At 64.3% G+C, this 23853-nt stretch carries 17 protein-coding genes and 2 tRNA genes; 6 read left to right on the forward strand and 13 right to left on the reverse strand.

Annotation, left to right across the window (positions count from 1 at the left end; all coding sequences use genetic code 11):
* Nucleotides 1-11: 11 nt before the first annotated feature.
* From IT430_01515 to IT430_01545, 7 genes are all read right to left on the reverse strand, one after another.
* Complete coding sequence (locus IT430_01515) at nt 12-1685, reverse strand: hypothetical protein (GenBank protein MCC6906595.1); 1674 nt, start codon at nt 1683-1685, stop codon at nt 12-14.
* 53 nt (nt 1686-1738) lie between these two features.
* Nucleotides 1739-3070, reverse strand: a complete 1332-nt coding sequence (locus IT430_01520; GenBank protein MCC6906596.1) for a hypothetical protein — start codon at nt 3068-3070, stop codon at nt 1739-1741.
* 454 nt (nt 3071-3524) lie between these two features.
* A complete protein-coding gene (locus IT430_01525; GenBank protein MCC6906597.1) occupies nt 3525-3770 on the reverse strand; it encodes a 30S ribosomal protein S18 in 246 nt (81 codons plus the stop codon).
* A gap of 221 nt (nt 3771-3991) precedes the next feature.
* On the reverse strand, nt 3992-4219 hold the full coding sequence (locus IT430_01530) for a hypothetical protein (protein MCC6906598.1): 228 nt from the start codon (nt 4217-4219) through the stop codon (nt 3992-3994).
* 15 nt (nt 4220-4234) lie between these two features.
* Nucleotides 4235-4681, reverse strand: a complete 447-nt coding sequence (locus tag IT430_01535; GenBank protein MCC6906599.1) for a hypothetical protein — start codon at nt 4679-4681, stop codon at nt 4235-4237.
* Nucleotides 4681-6231: a lysine--tRNA ligase gene (gene lysS / locus IT430_01540; GenBank protein ID MCC6906600.1), complete on the reverse strand. Its 1551-nt coding sequence runs from the start codon at nt 6229-6231 to the stop codon at nt 4681-4683. Before lysS ends, IT430_01535 begins: the two co-directional genes overlap by 1 nt.
* A 52-nt stretch (nt 6232-6283) precedes the next feature.
* Nucleotides 6284-7930 carry a glycine--tRNA ligase gene (locus tag IT430_01545; GenBank protein MCC6906601.1) on the reverse strand — a complete coding sequence of 549 codons (1647 nt, stop codon included), beginning with the start codon at nt 7928-7930 and terminating at the stop codon, nt 6284-6286.
* 128 nt (nt 7931-8058) lie between these two features.
* Here IT430_01545 and IT430_01550 point away from each other — a divergent pair, with 128 nt between their 5' ends.
* The gene (locus tag IT430_01550; GenBank protein ID MCC6906602.1) at nt 8059-8940 is read left to right on the forward strand and encodes a hypothetical protein; all 882 of its coding nucleotides are present in this window, start codon (nt 8059-8061) and stop codon (nt 8938-8940) included.
* 17 nt (nt 8941-8957) lie between these two features.
* Here the strand turns inward: IT430_01550 and IT430_01555 are convergent, their stop codons facing one another.
* Nucleotides 8958-10418: a tyrosine phenol-lyase gene (locus tag IT430_01555; protein MCC6906603.1), complete on the reverse strand. Its 1461-nt coding sequence runs from the start codon at nt 10416-10418 to the stop codon at nt 8958-8960.
* Between the two features lie 255 nt (nt 10419-10673).
* On the opposite strand from IT430_01555, the gene tig reads away from it, so the two are divergent.
* Nucleotides 10674-12176 carry a trigger factor gene (tig, locus tag IT430_01560; GenBank protein ID MCC6906604.1) on the forward strand — a complete coding sequence of 501 codons (1503 nt, stop codon included), beginning with the start codon at nt 10674-10676 and terminating at the stop codon, nt 12174-12176.
* Nucleotides 12177-12332: 156 nt separating this feature from the next.
* Entirely contained in the window at nt 12333-13427 is a 1095-nt protein-coding gene (locus IT430_01565; protein MCC6906605.1) for a hypothetical protein, read from the forward strand.
* Nucleotides 13428-13447: 20 nt separating this feature from the next.
* Here IT430_01565 and IT430_01570 read toward each other — a convergent pair whose 3' ends face one another.
* The 5 genes from IT430_01570 to fusA all read right to left on the reverse strand — a co-directional run bounded on the left by IT430_01570 (nt 13448) and on the right by fusA (nt 21174).
* Nucleotides 13448-14455, reverse strand: a complete 1008-nt coding sequence (locus tag IT430_01570; GenBank protein ID MCC6906606.1) for a glycosyltransferase family 1 protein — start codon at nt 14453-14455, stop codon at nt 13448-13450.
* Between the two features lie 29 nt (nt 14456-14484).
* Nucleotides 14485-15579: a DUF2961 domain-containing protein gene (locus tag IT430_01575; protein MCC6906607.1), complete on the reverse strand. Its 1095-nt coding sequence runs from the start codon at nt 15577-15579 to the stop codon at nt 14485-14487.
* A 19-nt stretch (nt 15580-15598) separates the two neighbouring features.
* Nucleotides 15599-16654 carry a hypothetical protein gene (locus IT430_01580; protein ID MCC6906608.1) on the reverse strand — a complete coding sequence of 352 codons (1056 nt, stop codon included), beginning with the start codon at nt 16652-16654 and terminating at the stop codon, nt 15599-15601.
* Between the two features lie 84 nt (nt 16655-16738).
* Nucleotides 16739-18847 (reverse strand): right-handed parallel beta-helix repeat-containing protein, encoded by a 2109-nt coding sequence (locus IT430_01585; protein MCC6906609.1) that lies wholly within the window; start codon nt 18845-18847, stop codon nt 16739-16741.
* Between the two features lie 212 nt (nt 18848-19059).
* Nucleotides 19060-21174 carry an elongation factor G gene (gene fusA / locus IT430_01590; protein MCC6906610.1) on the reverse strand — a complete coding sequence of 705 codons (2115 nt, stop codon included), beginning with the start codon at nt 21172-21174 and terminating at the stop codon, nt 19060-19062.
* 748 nt (nt 21175-21922) lie between these two features.
* Between fusA and IT430_01595 the strand changes: the two genes are divergently transcribed.
* The 3 genes from IT430_01595 to IT430_01605 all read left to right on the forward strand — a co-directional run bounded on the left by IT430_01595 (nt 21923) and on the right by IT430_01605 (nt 23236).
* Nucleotides 21923-22008, forward strand: a tRNA-Leu gene (locus IT430_01595).
* Between the two features lie 80 nt (nt 22009-22088).
* Nucleotides 22089-23033, forward strand: coding sequence for a hypothetical protein (locus IT430_01600; protein MCC6906611.1), 945 nt, complete (start codon nt 22089-22091; stop codon nt 23031-23033).
* 130 nt (nt 23034-23163) lie between these two features.
* Nucleotides 23164-23236, forward strand: a tRNA-Ile gene (locus IT430_01605).
* Nucleotides 23237-23853 lie beyond the last annotated feature (617 nt).

Below are 23853 nucleotides of genomic sequence, written 5' to 3' on the forward strand. Positions count from 1 at the left end.
ACGGCGGACGATTACCGATCATTCTGCTCGATTTGTCGGATTGCACTTTCGATCGTCTCGATGAACTTCCGCTCGTACGTACCGGGATTTGTGGTCTTGAGCCGCCTCGCATCCTCTCGGAGAATTGGACCGGCGACGACTGCAGCCGAGCCGAATGATCCAAGCGTTTGCGCGATGCATTTTGAGAAGTCTTCTCGCGCGGTGGCCTTGGTGATCTGACGCTGCATTGTCAGGGCTTGGCGATCCTGCATGCGCCGAAACGACTCATCCACGTTCTGCCGCCAGAGTTCGATGAGAACGGGCACGAGGATGGCGGCGTGTGTCGAGTATCCCTGCATGGAGCAGACCGCTGCACTCGCGGCGCTCCACTCATCTTCGGTTTTGGAGGGACGCTGAGCGATCGCGACAAGAACTGCAACCGCCAGGTCGCCACATGCGGCGTATCGTGCGAGTTGGCCAGCCACATCTCTGGCCACGGCCACATCTTCAACTGATGCAAGAATCGTCTCAAGCAGTGCGGCAGATGATGCGTCCATTCGACAGAGCGTGACGATTGACGAGCCGCGAACGTGGGCCTCCGGATCCGTCAGCTGCTGCACGGCGATCTGATAGAGTTGTTCCCGCGGATATTCCAGTTCGAAGAGTGCCGCGAGACAATCTCCGCGAATCTCGAGCTGCCCGTTGGCCGCACCTTCCACAATGGCGTCCATTGCATCCTGCGGAAGATCACCGATCTCGACGAGAGTGTCGAGCGCGATCCACGCGGGCCCGTCTCCCGGTTTCAGATGTGCGACAAGGTCGGGAATCGCGATGCGGTTCGCATTTCCAAACTTCTCAAGCACAAGGCAGGCCTCCCAAGCCAATGGTTGATCATCCTGTTGTAGAATCGCCCTGAGCACCGGAACGATTTTCTCGGCATGATCCGGGAACATATCCAATGCCAAGATCGCCAGTCCTGCCACAGATTGGTCGCTGTCTGAAGTGAGTTCAATCAACCGCCTCAGCAGAGCGGCTTCGTCGCTGGCTGCGCGGCGCACTTCGGACCTGGTTTCCCGCTCATCGAACAGTTCGAGAGCCAGGTAGCGCACGTCGGGATCGGGGTGGTCGAGCAGGTCAATCGCCAGTCGTTTCTTCGCCGTGTGCCGGTCGCGACAATAGAGCAGGAGGAGCCCCTCATCGACGACTGCGAGTTCTCGTGGGGATCCGAAGTCCGTGAGCGCCGCATGAATGCGCGCATCGAGCAAGTTCGACTGCCACGCCCAGAGCCAATCCTTCAGTTCACCTTCAGAATCCCGAGACTCGAAGTGCCGATCCGTCAGCTCGTTGATCGGCCAACCATCTTCGAACCACGGGACCATGATAATCAATGCCGTGTTCGGCACCACCGTCGGCCATCCATCGCGCCTGCCTTTGATCACAACGGGCATCGAAGCGCCCAGGAGGATCAGTAGAACGCTGACCACCGCCCAGCGCCACCGCCGCCGCGTCTTGAAAAGTTGCCGCTCTCTCCTGGCCGTATAGCCGCATTCGGAACAGGTGAGCGAGTCGCTCGCGCGAAGGTCATACCAGCACTTTGGGCACCTGCGCCGGCCGCGCGGGCGGTCGTGAAAGAGCGCCCGCCAGGCCAGCGCCGCGCCGACCAGCGCGAGAACCACCCCGAGCGTCTGGTACGCGATGTCGGGCATTGCGGGATTGTACAGCGAGTCCGCACAGTCCGGCACGGTTCCTGATCTGCCAACTACACCGCCAGGTCATCGGCGCGGGCGCCGCCGGCGCCTTCGTGCGGGCGCAGCAGCGCCAGGCCGATGGTCAGCGGTCCGCAGCGGCCCGCGAACATCAGTACGATGACGATCACCTTTCCCGCGAATGTCAGTTCCGGCGTGATGCCCATGGACAGGCCGACGGTGCCGATCGCGCTGGCCGCCTCGAAGAGGATCGGCAGAAACGGCTTGGTCTCGGTGAAGCACAGCAGCAGCACTCCCACGCACAGGCCGATGAGGTAGAGCGACGCTGCGGCGAAGGCGCTGAACACGCGGGCCAGCGGTATTTCGTGCCCCAGCCACACGACGCGCTCGCGGCCGCGCAACACGCTGGCGAGGTTGCCGAAGATAGCCGATACGGTCGTGGTCTTGATGCCGCCGCCGGTGCCGCTGGGCGAGGCGCCGATCAGCATGGCGACCATGATCACGACGAGGCCGGCTGCGGACATGGAGCCGATCGGAATGGTGTTGAACCCCGCCGTGGACGACGCCGTCATGACCTGGAAGGCGCTGGCGAGAAGGCGCTGGGGCGCCGGCAACTCCGAGACGCTCGGCTCGCCGAAGTAGAGCACGAGGGTTCCTGCGACGAAGACCGCCGCCGTCAGCGAGAGAATGACCTTCGATGTGAACGTGAGCAGGCGTTCGCGGAGTTTGATCGAGTACCACACGTCCTGCGCGACGATGAATCCGATCGCGCCAAGGTAGGACAGCACGCCGATGATGAGATTGAGCATCCAGTCGGAGCGGAACGACTCGAGACTGTCGTTCTGCAGGCTGAAGCCAGCCGTGGCGAACGCGGAGACGGAGTGAAACACCGCGCGCCAGAGCGGCTGCTCGACGCCGAGCGCCGCAAAGCGCGCATAGAGCGCCGCGGCGCCCAGGGTTTCGATGATGGCGGTGAAGACGACGACGTGGATCAGAAAGTGCTGCATCACAAAATAGTGCGGCACGGCGAACCCCGCCTTAAGCACATCGACGCGCGAGCCCGAGAGCGGCTTGCCGCGCGCGAGAATCACCATCGACGAGAGCGTCATGAACCCCACACCGCCGATCTGAAACATGGCCACGAGCACGAACTGGCCCAGAAGCGTATAACTGTCCGCAGTGCTGATGGTCGTCAGACCCGTCGTCGAAATGGCGCTGGCGGCGCTGAAGAGGTGGTCGATGAGGTGGTGCGACCCCTTCTGCGCCAGAGGAAGGCACAGCAGCATCGTGCCAACGGCGGTGTAGAGCGCAAAGCCGGCGACGAGCTGCTGCACCGGGCGCAGACGCGACCAGGCGCGCATCCCGGCGCGAGGCGGAGCCAGCACCGCCCAGGTCGCAACGCGCGCGGCAGCCAGAGCCGGCCTCCGCCAGCCGCGGACCGGCGCGTGCTTGAAGTGTAGTGGAAGAGAAAACCGCGACGACCAACCAGGCAACCATCGGCGCTTCATGCCCGACTCCCGGAAGTGCATGGCGAACAAAGCGCAGCGGAACTGCGCCTGGCCATCGGTATTTGCACGAACGGGAACAGCGGGCAGCGAATGCTGCGCGAAGGTTCGAGTCGTGCCCTTTCACATGCCTGCGAGGTTAGCTGACGGGCTGGGCCTTGAAAGTGGCCTGGGATCGAGTCGATCCCTGCGCCCCGGCCGTGGTTCCACCCACGGCATTGGGTCCCCCGCTCCCCGCCTTCAGACGGAGACTCGGCTGCAACAACGTCAAATCAAATATCGGACCGGCATTCGCTTCGCCGGCCGCGATTCATCGGACAGTTCAGTATCGACTTCAGAGCGTCGCGTCGGTATAGGGCAGCAGCCCGAGATACCTCGCCCGCTTGATCGCCTGGGCGATCATGCGCTGCTCGCGGGCGTTGACGCCGATGCGCTTGCGGCTGTACATCTTGCCGTTGGGACTGAGCAGGCGGCGGAGTTCATCGACATCCTTGTAGTCGACGTACATCTTGCCCTTGGCGGATTTCTTGGCGATCTTGCCGCCGCGCGGCTGAACGGGAGCCTCATAATTGCGAGCCATGAACAATTCCTCTCGTGTCGTGGGTTCCGGCGGCCGCGACCCCGTGCCGCGAGGCATCCGCCGGGCAGCCCCGGGATGAGCCCGGAGCGACACTTCGACAGCGGGTAGTTTAGGGCTGCCAAGGCGAGGCGGCAAGGGTTCAGGATTCGCCCCGCCCGCCGGGCGGCTGCGCGCGATCTCGGATTGCTTCCTGCTCCATCGCCGCCTGAAGGTCCTGCAGTTCACGCAGGATGTCGAGGATCGAACCCATAGTACTCGATTCCGGCCTGCCTCAGCGCGAGAACCGCCTGCCGCGACTGCTCGTGTCGCTCGAAACGCTCAGTGACTGTAAGGCGCAGTCGGTCTTCGATCAGGCTCATGTCAAAGCCGGCCGCCTCTGCGGCGAGCCAGGACGCTGCCGCCGACGCCGCGGCATCGCATCTGGTTGCATGCGGATCGGGTTCGTTCATCGAGTGATTCTAGCGTCAGTCGCCAAATCGCGCGCCGCACTCCGGGCAGCGGCTGGCGTCCATGCCCCCGCTGCCGCGCAAGTCGTAACCGCACTGGGTGCACACGGGGATCTGGAAATCTTCGCGCAGGGACGCGTAGAGGGCGTGGCGGCGGAAGCGGTCCTGCACCACGCGGATGGCCGACACCACCAGAAACGAAGGCACGCCGATGAACACGAGCATGAGCAGCAGAATCCGCCACAGTGGTCCACCGGCGTTCATCACTCCGCGGAACATCCACAGCCAGGCAAACAGCAGCAGCAGGCCCGGCAGAGCAATGCCGAGACGCACGTACCAGGTAATGCGCCGGTCGGCGGCGCGCGTCATTTTCCGCAGCGTGGCGCGATCGACCGTGCGGCCGATCGACGCGAGGTACGTCTTCGTGCTCCGCCGCCTCCAGCGCCGCGCTGCGAGAATGCCCATCACGATGCGCCTTCACCCGCATCGGCCGCGCCGCCCTCCGGCCGCATGAACGGGAAGGGAATTACGTCGCGGATGGAGCGATTGCCCGTCAGGATCATCATGAGCCGATCAATGCCCACGCCCAGCCCGCCGGCCGGGGGCATGCCCACGCGCAGCGCGTTGAGGAAGTCGTGATCGAGCGTGCGGAACACGGCGTCATCGGTGTTCGCCCCCGCGAGTTGCTCGGTGAACTTGCGCTCCTGCACGTCCGGGTCATTGAGTTCAGTGTATGAATTGGCGAACTCCATGCCGGCGATGAACAGCTCCCACCGATACGCGAGTTCAGGCCGATCTTCGTGCGGCCGGGTGAGCGGCGAAATGGCGCTGGGGAAATCGACGACGAACGTCGGCCGCGCCGGATCGATGCCGCCTTCGGCAAAGCGGTCAAAGAGGTCGCTCACGAGCAGCCAGTGATCACGGCTGGCGGCGCCTTCGATGCCGCGCTTGCGCGCCTCGGCCCGCACGGCCGCTTCGTCGAACATCGACACGCCCAGCCCTCGCTCGAAAAGCTCGCCATACGTCACGCGGTCGAAGGGCCGCGCGCAGTCGATTGACATGCCGTCGAACTCAAGCACGGGCCGGCCGTCGGTGACGCCGGTGACTTCGACGGCGAGTTCGTGGATGAGGCCTTCGGTCAGTTCGCGCATCGTCTCGTAGTCGCCGAACGCCTCGTAGACCTCCATCATGGTGAATTCGGGATTGTGGCTGCGATCGACGCCTTCGTTGCGGAAGTTGCGGTTGATCTCGTAGACGCGCGGCATGCCGCCCACGAGCAGGCGCTTGAGGTAGAGTTCAGGCGCGATGCGGAGGTACACATCCATGTCCATGGCGTTGAGGTGGGTGATGAACGGCCGCGCCGCCGCCCCGCCCGCCTGGGCCTGGAGCATGGGCGTCTCCACTTCGAGATATCCCCGGCTGTCCATGTAGCGGCGGATCGATTTCATCAGCCGGGAGCGCGTTTCGAACGTCCGCGCCACCTCGGGGTGGACGTACATATCGACGTAGCGCTGGCGGTAGCGCATCTCCGGATCTTCGATGCCGTGAAACTTATCGGGCGGGAGCGCGATGCTCTTGCACGCCATCTCGACCGAGCGGGCCCAGACGGTGATCTCGCCGGTGCGCGTCTTCATCACCGGCCCCTCGATGACGATGATGTCGCCCAGGTCGGTCAGTTGCGTGACGGCGAAGCTCTGCTCGTCGGCGTCCTTCTTGGAGACGGCGATCTGCAGGTCGGCGGTGAGGTCGCGGATGTTGAGCCAGTGCAGCTTGCCGCCGTCGCGGTGGAGCATGACCCGGCCGGCCACGCGCACGACGGGCCGCGCATCGCCCTCGGCGCCTTCGACATACTTTGCGCGAGCCTCGGCAAGCGAGATCAATCCATCCACGCGCCGACCGTAACCGCTCACGCCGAGTTCTTCGCGCAGGCGCTTCACCTTCGCCCGCCGGTCGGCAATGAGTTGCTCGGCGTAGGCGGTTTCTTCGGTGGGCGTGCGTTGCGGTTGGTCGGTCATGAGGGCCAATGGTAGGAAATGATCGAAGTCGAACCACTCGCTGCAAGCAACGCTATCCGCCGATCTTCTCCGCGAGGAACGCCGCCACCTTGTCGAGGCTGATGCGCTCCTGCTGGAGCGTATCGCGATGGCGCACGGTGACGGTCTGGTCCTTGAGCGTGTCGGAATCGATCGTGAAGCAGTACGGCGTGCCGGCCTCATCCATGCGGGCGTAGCGCTTGCCGATGTTCTGCTTGACGTCGATCTGCACGTTCCACTTCTGCCGGAGCTGCATGTACAACTTCTCGGCGATCTCGGGCATGCCGTCCTTGTTCACCAGCGGGAAGATGGCCGCCTTGATCGGCGCGAGGCGCGGGTGGAACTTCATGTACACGCCGCTGGGGCGATTGCTGTCGGGCGTGTACGCCTCGCAGAGCAGCGCGAGCGTGCCGCGATCGGCCCCGGCCGAGGGCTCGATGACGTGCGGGAAGTAACGCTCGTTGCGCTCCTGATCGAAGTAGCGGAGTTTGTCGCCCTTGCCGCACGCGTTGGCGTGGGCCCTGAGGTCGTAGTCGGCGCGGTGGGCGACGCCCTCGAGTTCGCCAAAGCCCGGCGCCGTGAAGGGGAAGCGGTATTCGATGTCGCACACGCCGGCGCCTTCCTTGGCGTAGTGGGCAAGTTCCTCTTTTTCGTGTTCGCGCAGTTGCAGATTGTCGCCGGCCAGGCCGATGGACTTCCACCACTCATAGCGGGCATCACGCCAGTACGCGTACCACTCGGCTGCCTGATCGGGCCGGATGAAGAACTCGATCTCCATCTGCTCGAACTCGCGGCTGCGGTAGGTGTAATGCCGTGGAGTCACCTCATTGCGAAAGGCCTTTCCTACCTGTGCGATGCCGAACGGCACTTTCACGCGCGACGTATCGACCACGTTCCAGAACTGGGTGAAGATGCCCTGTGCGGTTTCGGGGCGAAGGTATACCTTGTTATCTTCTGTTTGAGACAGGCCAGCGTGACTCTCGAACATCAACTTGAATGCCCGCGCCTCACTCATTTCTCCGCCGCACAGCGGACAGGGAGTCTGAAGGCCCGTTGCGGCGAACTGCTCTGTGGCAATGTACTGCACCAGTTCCTTCATGTCAGGTGGATTGTTCGATTGATCGTTGATTCTCTCCGAGAGCCATGTGAGCGTCACTTCAGGATTGCGAACGAGCGCCAAGTTCGGTGCCTTGTGCTTGCCCTTGCCCCTCGCCCAACGCAGCAGGTGCCCAGCATCGATTCGCCCAGAAAAGTGCTCGAATTCCTGAAGCAGTGAGTCGAGCCACGCGGACTGTGTACTGAGCACCTCCCAGATATGGTCTGCCCGCACGGAATTACCGCACCTGGCGCACGTCGACATTGGGTCGGCGAAGTTGCCGACGTGGCCACTCGCCTCCCACACCTTCGGGTTCATGATGATGGTGCAGTCGACGCCGACCATGTCGATGAGTTCGCCATCCGGCCCCTTGCCCGGGCAGCGGACGATGTCGTGCCACCACGCCTCCTTCAGGTTCCGCTTGAGTTCGACGCCCAGCGGGCCGTAATCCCAGAAGCCGTTGATGCCGCCGTAGATCTCGGAGGATTGCCAGATGAAGCCGCGCCGGCGACACAGGGCGACGATGTCGTCCATGCTGCGCGTCGCGGCGGGCGATTGCGGGGATGCGCTGCTTTCGTTGCTCATGGGGCAAGGGTAGGACGCGATGGCGACATTCGCGAAGCGGCCGCCCAAGCCGGCTCTTTCTCGGATTCGTCCTTGGCGCAGCGGCCGATTTCGTGTATGCTGCATCATCTTCAGGAGAGGAGAACACCATGCCAGCATCGTTTGCCGTTCGAGTCGCCCTTTCGGCCGCCTTCGCCCTGACCGCCTCGACGGCGCCGGGCGAGGTCATCTACGACAACACCTCCGGCCCGACCGGCGCCCGGTCATTCACCCAACTTCAGATCGGCGACGAGATCCAGGCCGCCGGCTCGGAGCGCCTGGTCACGCAACTGCACATCGGCATCACCATGCAGGGCCAGGTCGGCACGGCCGATCTTCAGCCGCGCCTCTACGCCAACGACGGCGTCAACGGCGCGCCCGGCACCATGCTCTGGGAGGGCGCGGTGCGCAACGATGTGCCGCTCACCGGCGGCAACGACCTCATCCGCTTTGACGTGCCGTCCATCGAAGTGCCTGACACGTTCACCTGGACGATTCTCATCTCCGACACCCGTCCCGTCGCCGCCGGTCTGCCCCACTACGGCCCGCCAAGCGTCGGCTCGAGCCCGACGCACGCGTGGTTTGGCGACGGCGCGAACTGGACCAAGCTCACCGACCCCAACGGCCGGGCGATCGACTTCATGGCAAAGGTGGTCGCGGGCGAGCAGGGCGGCATTGTGCTGGCCGTGTCGGCCCAATGTCCGCAGGGCGGCGGCATCATCGTCGAGTGGGGCGGCGCCACGCCCAACGGCCAGGTCGCGCTGCTCTTTGCGCGCAGCACCGGCTCGTTCGTCATTCCCAACAACCGGCCGTGCCCGGGCACGATGCTCGGCTTGTCGAATGATCAATTGCAGGTGGCCTTCACCGGCAGCGCCGGCCAGGGCGGCTCGCGCATGCTCACGAGCAACATCGGTCCGGGCCTGTGCGGCGCGCATCTGCAACTGCTCGATCTCACGAGCTGCACCACGAGCAACACTGCGGCCATCCAGTAGCCCACTCAAACGCCGCGTCAGATTCCGTCGCCCAGCGCGGCCATGGCGTCCACCTGCACTCCCGGCTCCACGGGCGCGCTGCGCAGCACCTTGGCGCCCACCACCGGCTCGAAGCGCGCCTGGAAGAAGCGCAGGTACTTCGGCTCGAAGGTGAATCGCAGGCCGACGATGTCGCGGGCGTTTTCGTAAAGGTCGACGACTGCCTCGGCTGTCACATCCATGTGCGCCTGGGTGTAGACACGGCGCGGGATGGTGAGGCGGACGAGTTCGAGTTTCGGGAAGATGTTCTCGCCGGTGTCGTGGTGGCGGCCCGATGAGACGGCTCCGCGCTCCATGGCGCGCACGCCGGACTGCACGTAGAGGGCGGCCGCCAGCGACTGGGCGGGGAACTGCTCTCGCGGGATATGCGGCAGAAATCGAGCGGCGTCGATGAAGATGCCGTGCCCGCCGATGGGCCGCACGATGGGTACGCCGAAGCGCAGCAGCGTCTGTCCGAGATACTCGACCTGCCCGATGCGCGCGCGGATGTGGTCATACTGGACCGACTCTTCAATGCCGATGGCCATGGCCTCCATGTCGCGCCCGGCCAGGCCGCCGTAGGTGTGCAGGCCCTCGAAGAGCACGACGAGGTTGCGCGCCTGCTCGGCGAGATCGTCATCATTGACCGCGAGCCAGCCGCCGATGTTGACGAGGCTGTCCTTCTTGGCCGAGCACGTGCAGCCGTCGGTGTAGGAGCACATCTCGAGCAGGATGTGGGCGATGCTGTGGTTCTCGTAACCGGGCTCGCGCACCCTGATGAAGTAGGCGTTCTCGACGGCGCGGGTCGCATCCATCATGATCCTGATGCCGTGCCTGCGGCAGAGCTGACTCGTGGCCTTGATGTTGGCGAGGCTGATCGGCTGCCCGCCGGCCATGTTCACGTTCGTCTGCATGCACAGGTACGGAATGCGATCGGCGCCGACGCGCGCGATGAGCGCTTCGAGTTTCGCCAGGTCGACGTTGCCCTTGAACGGTGACTCGTCCTGCGGATCATGGGCGGCATCGACGATCACATCGACAAACGTGGCGCCGGCAAGTTCCTGGTGCGCTTTGGTTGTCGTGAAGTACATGTTGCCGGGCACGAAGTCGCCGGGCTTGATGCACATGACGCTGAGGATGTGCTCGGCCCCGCGGCCCTGGTGCGTCGGGATGACGTGCCGGTAGCCATAGAACTGCCGCACCGCGGTCTCGAGGTGATAGAAATTGCGGCTGCCCGCGTAGGCCTCGTCTCCCATCATCAGCCCGGCCCACTGCCGATCGCTCATGGCCGAGGTGCCCGAGTCGGTCAGCAGGTCGATGTAGACGTCGTCGCTGCGCAGCAGGAAGGTGTTGAAGCCCGCCTCGGCGATGGCCGCCTCGCGCTCGGCGCGAGTGGTCATGCGGAGGTGTTCGACCATCTTGATCTTGTACGGCTCGGCCCAGGAATGACGACGCGGCATCGGAATGGCTCCTTGTGGATCGGCCGGCAGCCCCGGCCGGAACTACTATCAGGATAATCGTATCCTGAATAAACGTGGATGGAGCCGATCGCGGTCGAATCGGGGTGAATTCCGGTACTGGCACGCGGGCAGGCTCAGACTCATGCCGTTTGGCCCGTTTGCCCCCGCGCGCTACCCTCACAGACTTAACCGGACCCGCCCACACAACCAGTACTTGCGCCCCGGCGCACTGACGAATCAGGAACCCCGCTGACCATGGCCACCACCACCGAGACCACCGAAGAACTCGCCCTCGACCGCGTTGACATCAACGACGCTGGCGCGGCGTGCAAGAAAATCACCGTCGAGATCTCATCCGCCGTGATCGATGATCGCATGGGCGATAACTTCACGACGCTGACCTCTGAAGTGCGGCTGCCGGGTTTCCGGCCCGGCAAGGCGCCGCGCAAACTCGTCGAGCGCCGCTTCGCCAAAGGCGTCGCCGAAGAGACCCGCAACCGCCTCATGCGCGAAGCCGTTGAGAAAGTCGTCCGCGACAACAAGTTCAAGGTGATCGGCAACCCCGTCGAGACCGACGAGAAGATTCCCGACCTGCAGCCCGGCAAGGCGTTCAAGTTCACGTTCGAGATCGAAGTGCTTCCCGACTTTGAACTGCCCAAGTACGACGGCGTGCCCCTGCGCCGCCCGACGCTCGAAGTGACGCGCGAGATGGTTGACAAGGAACTCAAGGTCCAGCAGGAGCGGCGCGGCACGGTGGTTCCGGTCGAAGGGACGCCCGAGCCGGGCGACTACTTCTTCGGCAGCGCGAAGATCAACGACCGCGAAGGCAACGCGCTGGGCACGGTCGCCGAGACCGTAAGCCGCCTGCCCCTGGCGGATGATCCGGATCGCGGCCCGATCGGCGGCATCCAGATCGAAGGCCTGCGCGAATTGCTGGGCGGGAAGACCGCCGGCGAAACCGTCAGCGTCGAAACCACCGGCCCGGAAAACCACGAACTCGAAGCCGTGCGCGGCAAGCCGATCACCATCGAGTTCAACATCGCCAACGTCGGGCGGCTCATTCCCGCGACGATGGAGCAGTTGCTCGCCATGACGGGCCTGGAGATCGAAGGCCAGCTGCGCGAGCGCCTCGAGCGGGCCCTGCAGGCGCAGATCGCCGGGGAGCAGCAGGACATTCTCCGCCGACAGGTGGCCAAGTACCTGCTCGAAAACACCGAGATGGACCTGCCCCAGCGCGCCAGCGCCGCCCAGACGGCTCAGACCATCGAGTCGTTCCGCCTGCGGATGCTCAACCAGGGCATGCCGGCGTATCTGGTCGAAGAGCGCATGGCGGAGATCCGCGAAGCCGGCGCCGAGCGCGCGGCCAAAGACCTCAAACTCATGTTCATCATGGAGCAACTCTGCGAGGCCTTTGACATCAAGGTGACCGAGGACGAGATCAACGGCCGGATCGCGCAGATCGCCATGCGGCAGAACACCCGGCCCGAGAAGTTGCGTCAGGAACTCATCCGCTCGGGCCGCGGACCCATGCTCGTGAACCAGCTGCGCCACGAAAAGGCGGCGGACCGCGTGATCGAGATGGCCGATGTGACGGCCATCACGGCGGAGGAGTGGAACAAGGAGATGGAAGCCGAGCGCGAAGCCGCCCGGGCCGAAGCCGAGAAGGCCGCGGAAGGCGAAAAGTCCGGTTCGTCAAAAAAAGAGACGGGTAAGAAGAAACCATCTCCGAAGAAGAAGGCGGAGAAAGACACCGATTGACGGCCGGACACCTACTCGACACATTGAAACGCCATCGCGTGCGATGGCGTTTTTCATTGGCTGCAGTGCAACCAGCATGCCACGTACAGCGATGGCCGACCCACTACGAGCGCCGCGGCTGTGCGCGATGCACCTCCCGAGTATCATGGCTACATCATGCTCCAACGATTTCACTCCTTCTCGATACGAAGCGCTGCTCCTCTTGCAGCGATCCTCCTCACCTCCTGTGCAATAAGACACGAGGAGCCGCTGCAATCGCACGCTCCGATCGTGGCCGGATTCGGGGATGTGCAAGTCACGTGGGTGAGCGCCACCGGAACTGACTTCGTCGGCATCGCGCGTCCCAGACCCCGCCGCGACGACATGACCATTACCGAGTTGGGACAGTGGCTTTCCGATGATCGCTCGATTGTCTGGATCATCGGAGGTTGGTCGGGGTCGTTCCCGATCGAGGATGACGAGTTCATCATGCCTGTCTACTCCAAAGCAACCGAACAGATCATCACGATCCATCGCTCGGATATCCACGCACGCGACGTCCGCGGCGGGACCACGAAACGAATCTGGTCTAATGATGGATACATGCTCGGACGCGCTGGAGTCACGACAAACGATGACGGGACACTCATCACAACCACCGCATACAACCTCGAAGATGAGTCTGAGGGGATTCTCAGTTGCAGGTCTTCGGAGAGTGGCCAGTCGCTTTTCACGCTCCATCGAACCGTGCCTGACGGACTTGATGACATCGTCTGTGTTTGTGGCGAGACCGCCTTCTCCGTCCACCACGGTCAGGCCGTGGTGTACGAGATCAATAGATCCGGCACTGGCATCTGGGAACGGTACCACACTTCCGGTGGCGATTCGAAGCAACCACCTTGGTCGACCGAGAATGCGCGTCTCACGATTGTCGGTGCGGGCGACCGGGGCCCCATTCTGTACCTGCTCATCGAAGACAAACAGCTGCCGACTTGGAGAGATCCGCATGCAATTTGGATGGCGGGCCGATGGATGGAAACCAAAGCAAACACCTTCCCGATCCATGCCAGATCGCATGGCGGTCGGACCTGGATCATCGCCGACTCCACCATTCGATGCGTCGAAACCGGACAATGCCAACGTGTCGAGGATTCCGTTGGGTCCGGCATCACCGACCGCGGCGTATGGATTGTCGACTCCGATTTCGTGCTGTGGCGCGGCCAAGGTGATGAACTCACCTCAACACACCTGCCCATCAAACTGGGGAAGTAAACTCTGGTGGGCCCACCGGGTTACTCGCGGCTCCTGTCTGGCTTCAGCGCTTCGCGGAACATCTCGGCGCAGCGCTTCCACGAGAATCCCTGCGCGTACTTCAGACACGATGCGGGATCGACCTTCAGCGCACCTCGAATGGCCGTGGCCAGATCATCATGGAGCACGCCCGAAACGCCCGGCGCTACGACGTCGATCGGGCCCGTCACCGGATACGCCGCGACCGGCACGCCGCACGCCATGGCTTCGAGCATGACCACACCAAATGTGTCGGTGCGGCTGGGGAAGACAAAGACGTCGGCTGCCGCGTAGTGTTTCGCCAGTTCTTCGCCCTTCTTGACGCCGACGAAGCGCGCGTTGGGATACTTCCGTTGCAGCCCGGGCCGCGCCGGCCCATCGCCGACGATGTATTTTGTGCCCGGCACATCCGCTTCGAGAAACGCTTCGATGTTCTTCTCCGTGGCGACCCGGCCGACGTAGAGGCTGATCGGGCGATCGCCGGGCAGAAAGTCCTTGTCGCCGGGCTTGAAGAGATCAGCGTCCACGCCGCGCGTCCACACGCGCACATTGGCGAAGCCTCGCGCCTCGAGTTCTTCTCTCACATGGGCGGTGGGCACGAGCGTGGCGTTGGCCCGGCCGTGAAACCAGCGCATGACGCGATACGTCCAGCTCGCAGGAATCCAGGCGTATTTCTCGAGATACTGTGGAAACTGAGTGTGATACGAGGTGTTGAACGGGATGTTCCGCAGGCCGCAATGCAGCCGCGCAGCGATGCCAAGCGGCCCTTCGGTGGCAATGTGAATCGCTTGCGGATTGAACTCGCGCAGCATCCGTCGCATCTTGCGACCCGGCAGCCACGCGAGGCGAATCTCCGGATAGCGAGGCAGCGGATACGTGCGGAAGAGTTGCGGGTTGATGACGAGGATCTCATCGCCCATCGCCTCAAGTTGACGCACGACGTGGCCCAGCGTGGTCACCACGCCATTGACCTGCGGCAGCCAGGCGTCGGTGACAAGTGCGATTCGCATGCCGATTGTTGGCGGTTCGGCCCAGACGTTCAGCGAGACAGGCGCTCATTCACCGAAGGCAAACCCGGCCCGGGCACCCCCGGCAGCGTCTGGTACCAGTACGCCACCGAGGCGATGTCATCAGTCAGCGGCTGGAACTTGCGCGTCGGATACCACCCCAGCGCCTGCACCGTCACGCGCAGATTCTCGCGGAAGCAGATCGGGTCAGGAATGTGCCAGCGATACAAGCCGTGGCACGGCACGCGCTCGCCGCCGATGAGCGCCTGCGGATAGCCGAGATACGGCGTCGAATAGGTCACCGGGCCGCTCGTCTCCGGGTTGACCGCGGCACGAAAGCCCCACGCCCCGCCGAAGTAGTCTTCGGTGCCCGTGCCGCAGATCGTGGGGTGCTCGACGTCGCCGTCGAGGTAGAACTTGAGTTCGCCCTCGCCCCACCACATGTTCGAGAACTGGTTCCAGACGAGATACGTGCCGACGTAGTGCCCGCGCCCCTTCACGCCGTCGAGGATGGTGTGCTCCGGATGCTGACGCGTGGTCATCGAGCGGCGCCACTGCGCATGCAGGCATGCCGCGTCCGGAGGCACATCGGCAAGCGCGTAGGTGATCTGGTAGAAGAACTCGGTGAGGTCCTGCGGGCCGTCGTTGGTGAGCTCGATGCGAATGCGTTTTGCGAAGGGCATGGGCCAGTACGAGTTCATCCCGCCGCGCGGATTGACGGCGACGGGGATCGAGCTGACGAGAGCGCAGCCATCGATGCCGTTGGCAAAGAAATCGCCAAGCGGCGTCTCAATGCTCGGCGTCTTCTGGTCATCGTAATAGATGCGCAGCGCGATCATGCGCAGGCGCTCGTGCAGGACGGTCATCCAGATGTGCTGAACGACGCCGGGACCGGTCACGTCCGCGAGCACGACGGTTTCGCCGGATTTCACGCGGATGCACGGCCGGACTTTCCAGCCCCTGCCCAGTTCGGATGCGGCGCTCGAGATCGGATCGGCCGGACCGGGCGAAGCCTTCGCGCCGCCGCCGCGCGCGCCATCAGGGTTCTCGGCGCTGATGGAGCGCGTCTCGGCATCGCGAAGCATGGCGATGCCGCCCAGACCAAGCGAAGAGAAATGATCGGACACGATCGCTCCTTGCGCCTGCTCAGGCCGGCGTTTGCTGCAAAGCGCCGGCGATGATCTCCGCGGCTCGCTTCGCCTGCTCCGCGGAGACCTCCAGGTGAAACACCGCCCGCAGGCGCTGCGGCCCTGTGGCGAACATGCGCACGCCTTCCTTCTCAAGGCGGCGGACGAACTTCTTGGCCGGCCCCCACTTCGGATCGACGTCGAAGAACACCATGTTCGTCTCAACCTCGCTCACGTCGAGCGTAATGCCCGGCACCTGCGCAATGCGCTGCGCGAACGCTTTGGCGTTGGCGTGATCGTCGGCGAGTCGCGTGACGTGATGATCGAGCGCGTAGATCGCCGCCGAGGCTATCACGCCCGACTGGCGCATCGTGCCGCCGAGCATCTTGCGGAAGTGATGCGCCGTCTGGATGGTCTCCTCGTCGCCGGCGAGCACCGAGCCGACCGGAGCGCCCAGGCCCTTGGAAAAGCACATCGACACCGTATCGACGTACTTCGTGTACGCCGTGGGATCGACCCCCGCCGCGATGCACGCATTGAGCAGGCGGGCGCCATCCATGTGCACGCGCAGCCCCATCTCATGGGCCCGCTCGCACACGGCCTTGACCTGCTCGACTTTCCACACGGCGCCGCCGCCGCGATTGTGCGTGTTCTCGATGATGACCAGGCTCGTGCGCGGGTAGTGGATCTGCAGCGGACGCACGTTGGCTTCGACGACATCGGGCCCGAAGATGCCGCGCCGCCCGGCCACGAAGCGCACCGAGCAGCCGGCGACGGCGGCGAACCCGCCCGTCTCATAGAAGTAGAAGTGGCTCTCGTTGTGAGCGATGATCTCTTCGCCGTGGCGCGTCTGCGAACAGATGCCGCAAAGATTGGCCATCGTTCCCGAAGGAACATACACCGAATCCGCTTTGCCCAGCAGGTTCGCCGCCTTCTCCTGAAGCCTGATGACGGTCGGCTCGTCGCCGAGCACATCATCGCCGACCTCGGCCCGCGCCATGACATCTCGCATCGCCTGCGTCGGCGTCGTAACGGTGTCGCTGCGCAGATCGATCGCACTGGCCCCACTGTTCATAACGATCCCTCCCACGGGTGTTTACGAAACGCCCTATGGTAGAGGGTCGAGTCGCGTTTTCCCGATGGAGACGGCCGCCATCTCCTACGGGAACCGATACCCGACGAGATTGCTCACCGCGCACGCCTGACGATCCACCGCCTGGAGCAGGATCATCCGGCCCGACGCCGCGGCGGGTACGAAGAGCGTCAGCTCCACATCGCCGTCGCGGTCCGCCACCGCCTGGCCCACCAGGCGAGGATTGGCGATCTCTACGTTCAGACCCGAGCAGCCCGGAACCGCCGTGAGGCCGACGTTCAGGCCGTACACGAACGAGATCCTCGCCTGCGGCGTCGCGCCGGCAGCCTGGAACTGGTTGCTGCGCCCGGCCAGACCCGGCTGCGGGTGCACGGCGACAAACGCCTCCGTCTCTCCCTGGAACTCATAACAGCCCATGTCAACAAGCGGCTGCTCTCCGTGACCGGCATCCGGCATGCCGCGGTCGTCGCGGAAGCGGTAATCCCCGTCGAGGTCCCATTCGGTCGCCGCCTGGGTGTTGTCGCCCGAGTCGATGCCGGGCGACGCCGGGCCCAGTCTGAAGTCGTCAATCGTCGGATCAGCGAACTTCGGATCGGCATCGAGATTGCCCACACCCGGCCAGCCTTCGGTCACAATGCTGCGCTCGACCACAACGCGCTGCGAGCCGTCGAAGAGCGCATCAGGCCCGTTGGCGTGCAGGATGGAATTGACGATGAGGCTGTCGCCGCCGCCTTCGGACGCGATGTGAACGCCGCCCCCGCTGGCGCTGCTCGTATTGAGCGCAATGGTGGCGCCGGTCAGTCGAAGCGGCGGCGCCTGCGCGTAGAGCCCGCCGCCCGCGTCGAGCGCGTCGTTGCGAACGACCAGCGAGTTGTTAAGGACTGTGTCGCCCAGAAGGTACGCGGCCCCGCCGTGCCGGCCGGCGCGGTTGCCCCGGAAGGTAAGCCAGTCTCCGGTGAGCGAGGCGGCGTGCATGGCTCCGCCATCGTGTCCGGCGACGTTGTCGATGAACTCGCACAGCGACCACCGGTCGGCGCTGGTGCTGCCGAAGACGGCCCCGCCATCGCGCCCGGCTTCATTGCCGACGAGCCGAACGCGCTCGAAGAGGCCGGCGCTGCCGGGAAACACCCACACGCCGCCACCATCTTCTTCGGCACGGTTGTCACGAATGAGTACATCGGCAATCTGGAACGAGTCGCCAGCCACGCAGAGACCCGCTCCTCGAGTCGCCTCATTGTCCACAAACTCGCAGTCCAACAGGATGAAGCGCCCGCGCAGAAATGCGCCTCCTCCAGCCGTGTAGCCTTCGCTCTGCTCACGAATCGCGGCATTGCCGGCAAAGAGGGTGCTGCGAATCGTGCTGAGAGGTTCACTTGGCCGCCCGTCACTGAACTTGTCGATCCCACCACCGAAGCCCAAAACCCCACCTCGTGCGAGATTCTGTGAAATGACGCACCGCGAGATGTGGATTGCACTGCTGGCGTCCACGAAGATCCCGCCTGCGGCGTGTACCGCTTCGTTGCCCTCGATCACCGATGAATCGATGAAGGCCATAGCTCCAGACTCCACTCGTATGCCTCCAGCGGATTCGTCACTTGAATTCCCTCGAATCGCCGTGTTCTGAATAAGCACAACCGAACTTCCATTGATCAACACTCCGCCCGTCGTACCAAAGTAGGTGGGCAACGGCGCGCACTGCTCGATGATGCAGTCGCGAATCTCGACATCCGCGTTGGCGATGCAGATGCCTCCGGCCCATATGCCCTTGCCGCGGCGGATGGTCACGCCCTCGATCAGCACCGGCCGATCGTCGGTCGAATGACAGAAGTCAAACGCGAGGTCCGCCAGTTCGCAGTCGATGATGCACTGCTCCGGCCCACCCGAGGAGCGCAGGCTGAGTTCTTTCTCGCGGAACAGGATGCCCCGGTTGCCCTCGCCCGTATACAGCCCGTCGGCGAGGATGACGGTGTCGAAGTCGCTCGCGGCGTCGATGCCCGCCTGGATCGTGGCTTTGGGTCCGTTCGGCGCTTCGCAGACGGGCGAAAGCCCGGTCCACACGTCGTTGCCGCATGAGCCGTTGACGTAATACGTCGTCTGGCTCAGGGCCGGAGCGCCAATGACAAACGCGGCGCTCATTGCAAGCGCACAGAGACGATGACCTGCGAGTGCGTGCATGGTCAATCCTCCAGGTTGGGGGCCGGTGTGCACGGCCCGGGGAAGGACGCCGCACCCAAGGCGCGATGCCGGGGCGTCGGCATGCAGAAACTAACCGATCCGGGTGGCGGTGTCAATGGAAAAAGACGGGTACTGCCGACTTTCGTCGCAAAAGAAAGCCCCCGAGGGGAGTCCTCGGGGGCTGGGGCTTTTGATGGGCAAAGCGCGATGCGTTACACCGCCGCGAGGATTTCCTTGGTGAGGTTCTCGGGGATGCGGCGGTAGGTGCACGGCTCCATCGTGCTCGTGGCGCGGCCCTGGGTGAGCGAGCGCAGCGCCGTCGTGTAGCCGAACATCTCGCTCAGCGGCACTTCGGTCGTCAGCACGCGCGTGTTGCCGCGCTGCTCCATGTTGATGATGTGGCCGCGGCGCGAGTTGATGTCGCCGGTCACCGAGCCGACGTAATCCTCGGGCGTGATGACGATCACTTTCATGATCGGCTCGAGCAGGCACAGGCCCGCCTTGGTGCACGCCTCGCGCATGGCCAGCGCGCCGGCCTGTTCGAAGGCGATCTGCGACGAGTCCACCGGGTGCGTCGAGCCGTCCACCAGTTCGATGCGCACGTTGAGCAGTTGATACCCGCCGAGGATGCCAGAGAGTGCCGCCTGGCGGCAACCATGTTCGACGCTGGGCACGTATTCCTTGGGAATCTTGCCGCCGACGATCTTGTTCTCGAAGCCGATCGAATTGGTGAAATCGATCTCCAGCGCCTCGGCCTCCTCGCGCGTGCAGGGGAAGACGTTGATCGTGCAGTCGCCGTACTGCCCGCGGCCGCCGGTCTGCTTGACGAATTTGCCGCGCACGTGTTCTGCGTGGCCGATGATCGCTTCGCGATACGTGACGCGCGGCTTGCCGACTTCGACGCCGATCTTCATGTCGCGGACGAGCTTGTTCTTGATGATCTCGAGGTGCAGTTCGCCCATGCCGGCGATGATGGTCTGTCCCGTTTCGTCATCGAAGTGCGAGCGGAACGACGGGTCTTCGCGGCGGATGGTCACGAGCGCCTCGCCGAGCTTGCGCTTGTCTTCAGCCGTCTTGGGCTCGATGGACATCGAGATGACCGGCTCGGGGAACGACATCGTTTCGAGCAGGATCGGCTCGTCGGGATCGCACAGCGTCTCGCCGGTGATCGAGTTCTTGCAGCCGATCACGCCGACGATGCTGCCCGCCGACGCTTCGTCGAGTGCGATGCGGTCCTTGGCGTGCATCTCGAAGATGCGCGCGATGTTTTCCTTGCGGTTGTTGCCGGGGTTGAGCACGCGCGAGCCGCGCTTGAGCGTGCCGGAGTAGATGCGCAGGTACGTCAGGTCGCCGTGGCTGTCGGCGACGACCTTGAACACAAGCGCTGAAAACGGGGCGTCCGGATCGGGCGGACGGGTGAGTTCGGCCTTGCGGTCGCTCGGGTCCACGCCGTTCACTTCGCCGGCTTCGGGCGGGCTGGGGAGGTAATCGACCACGCCGTTGAGCAGGCGCTGCACACCGATGTACTTGAGCGCCGAGCCGCAGAAGACGGGATAGCACTGGCGCGTGATTGTGCCCTTGCGGAGCGCGGCTTTGAGCTGCGCCACCGTGGGCTCGCCGTCGCTGAGGAACACTTCCGCCAGCTCGTCGTCGAGTTCGGCGGCCTTCTCGATCATCTCGTGCCGCCACAACTCAGCCATGTCGCGCATGTCAGCGGGAATCTCGCGCTCTTCGACGACGGCGCCGAGTTCGTTGCTGTCGAAGTAGTAGGCCTTCATCAGCATGAGATCGATCAGTCCCTCGAACGTGTCGGCCTGGCCGATGGGAATCTGCACCGCGATCGCGTTGGCTCCGAGGCGCTCGCCGATCGACTTGAAGCTGAACTCGAAGTCAGCGCCGAGTTTGTCCATCTTGTTGATGAAGCACAGGCGCGGCACGCGATAACGATCCGCCTGGCGCCAGACCGTCTCGCTCTGCGCCTCGACGCCTTCCTTCCCGTCGAACACCGCCACGGCGCCGTCGAGCACGCGCAGGCTGCGCTCCACTTCGATGGTGAAGTCCACGTGGCCGGGCGTGTCGATGAGATTGATCTTGTACTCCTGACCGTTGATGATCCACGGGCAGGTCGTGGCGGCCGACTGGATGGTAATGCCTCGCTCCTGCTCTTCGACGAGGAAGTCCATCGTCGCGGTGCCTTCGTGCACCTCGCCCATCTTGTAGTTCTTGCCGGTGTAGAACAGGATGCGCTCGGTCACCGTGGTCTTGCCGGCGTCAATGTGGGCGCAGATGCCGATGTTGCGGGTCATGTGAAGGTCGGAGGCGGGCATGGCGTGTCCTTTGAAAATCAACTCGCTTCAGCCGGCGGCGCTTCGGGCGGCTCGCCGGCAATCGTTTATGAATCCACTGCCGGCGCGGGGCGCCGGCTTTTGCAAACTCCCTGCGCGCGGCTGGGCGTGCAGAGTCGAATCGGGTTACTTTGCGGTTGCCGCGGCATGGACGCTGGTGCGTGGATGCCGGCGGATGAGGAGAGGGTTGGTCGGGCCCTGTCGTCAGGTTTTCAACCGCCTCGGTTCACACCGAGGCGTCGGGCCCCCGTTGTGAACCGTTAGTCGTCTTCGTCGTTCAAAGGAAGACTCCCTTCGGCCAATTTGTGCGACCCGGCTGACCTGCAACCGGGCCCAATGAGCAGCGGGCAACCCCACTGCAATTGCTGCCTGATAATAGCCTGTTCGCGACGGTCCGGCGTGGGGTTGCACTGACCTGCCAATGGGCAATCATCGGACGTTTCAGCCCCCGGCATAATCCCGCCTTGGCCGGGTCCCGGCCGATCTTGCCCCGGCCGGCTGCTGCGACCCCGCCAGATCGCGGAACGCCCAACCCCGGGCGACAGCCGCGCATGGATGATGCTTTACGCGCGGCAGCCCGTCTGAGTTCGCCGCAGCACTCGATTCGGGCCCATACCCGACCGGACTTGCGCGAATCAAACTCCGCGGCCGGGCGAACCTCGATCCTCGCCGCTTGATATGATTCGCGGCAGGGCTATTGTCGGCGGCGCGCCCGGCGCGCTCCACACATGCGGATGTGGCGGAACTGGCAGACGCGCCAGATTCAGGTTCTGGTGGGAGTAAAATCCCGTGGAGGTTCAAATCCTCTCATCCGCATTCCCGATTCGCGGCCCGAGACGGCTCCTCGGGCCGACGTTCGTTTTGGCACCCACTCATCGAAGCTGACGGGAACGCCCATGCCCGGCGCCAAGTCATTCCCGCCCGAACTCCGCCGCCGCAACCGCATCACCCTGCTCACCCTGCTGGGCGTCGTGGCGATCTTCGCGGCCATACCCGTCGTCGATCGCCTGCTCACAAAGCCGATTCCCGTCGTCAATCAGACGGCGCGCGACCTCTTCCCGCCCAAGGCGGCCGGCACGCCGCTGCTCACGCTCTATGCGCCGCCCGAGGCGGACCTGACGGCCGCCGTCGCCACCATGCTTGATCGCTACGAGCCGGCGGCGCAGGCCGTGTTCCCGGAGCCGCCACAACCCATCGAGATCGCACTGCTGCCCGATCCCGTCGAGACCAAGCAGGTGTGGATTCAGATCTTTTCGACCGACGACCGCAAGCCGGGGCAGCGCGGCGTAGGGCGTTCGACTTTTGTGCTCTACGACGCTCAGCCCAGCGAGGGCGTCACGACTCAGCAGCAGGCAGGCGAAGTGGCGCAACTCATCGGCCGCGCCCTGCTCGAACAGAAACTCGAAGAGCGACTGCGACTCGTGTCTGAGCCGTACGTCTGGCTGGTTGCAGACATGATGGCCGTGGCGCTGATGCCCGAACTCGAAGATGAGGCGTGGGCGGAGTACGTTGCACTGCGAGAGACGCACGAGCCGCTCTCCGAGCGGGCCTGGCTGGGCGGATTCGTCGGCACCGGCCCGAGCCCGCTGGTGCGCGCGACGACGCGCCTGCTCGCCGCTCAGTTCCTGCGCAGCAGGCGGAGCACTGAGTTCATCCCGCTCATTCGCGATGGCTACGACCTCGAGACCGCATTCCGCGCCATGGCCAGCGGCCTGCTCACCGGCGGCGGGCAGCGCGAGGACGCCCCGCCCGAGTCAATACCCGGCACGTCATTCGACGCGATGATCCAGCGCCTCGAACAGCAGATGCAGGCGCGGGCAGCATCCAAAGCGAACGGTTGATCGCCGCGAAAGGTCGAATCGCGCGGCGGCGGCCCGCGGAGCGCTGCGCACCTCGCTTTGAAGCCCGCGCACGCTCAGCCACCAGCCTCTTGCAAACCCCGCCCGCGGCGGTATCGTCCCACACTCGACCGGCCCCGTAGCTCAGCGGTCAGAGCAGGGGACTCATAATCCCTTGGTCCCTGGTTCGAATCCAGGCGGGGCTATTGCGGCCCAGCGGCGGAGAAGCCATCGCCTCTCCGCCGCCACGATCACACCCTTCGAATGCGAGATCAGCCACACGGTGACGTGGACGTTCGAGTGATTCGTGGCGAGCGCGACGGCGAGCGAACTGTCTCGCGTCGAGGCCGAAGGCCTCATCGTGAGTAGCCGGGGGTCCAGGGAGCGCATGCGAACGCGACCCCCGGTTGTGTCGCCAGCAATGGATCGCACCCTGAAGGCGTGCTCGTATCGTGCGGCCGCGCATCGCGCCCGTTGCGCGCCACACGCCACGAGAACTCCTTCGGAGTTCAGGAACATTCGCACCGCCTCCCGGGAGTGGCGCTCGAAGACTCGCTTCACCGCCGGCTAATGACGATCACGCCGTCGGCGTAAGAGCCATCCGAACGGGCAGGCGAGATCGTCCGGGCGCACCACGCCGGCCAATCGCGTGCAGAAACGGGGTCCGATTCCGCCTGCAAACCGACTCAACGCCTTGATTCTGATGTACACTTGTCGTGAACGCATCACGTGGGGAGATCGGAGCAACGCATGCAGCACAAGTTCTCACTCGCGGCCGCAATCGTGTGCATGCACTTCAGCGCATGGTCTGCCACGCTCGCCC

It is taken from the genome of Phycisphaerales bacterium (assembly GCA_020852515.1).
In the GTDB taxonomy this organism is placed as follows: Bacteria; Planctomycetota; Phycisphaerae; order Phycisphaerales; family UBA5793; genus UBA5793.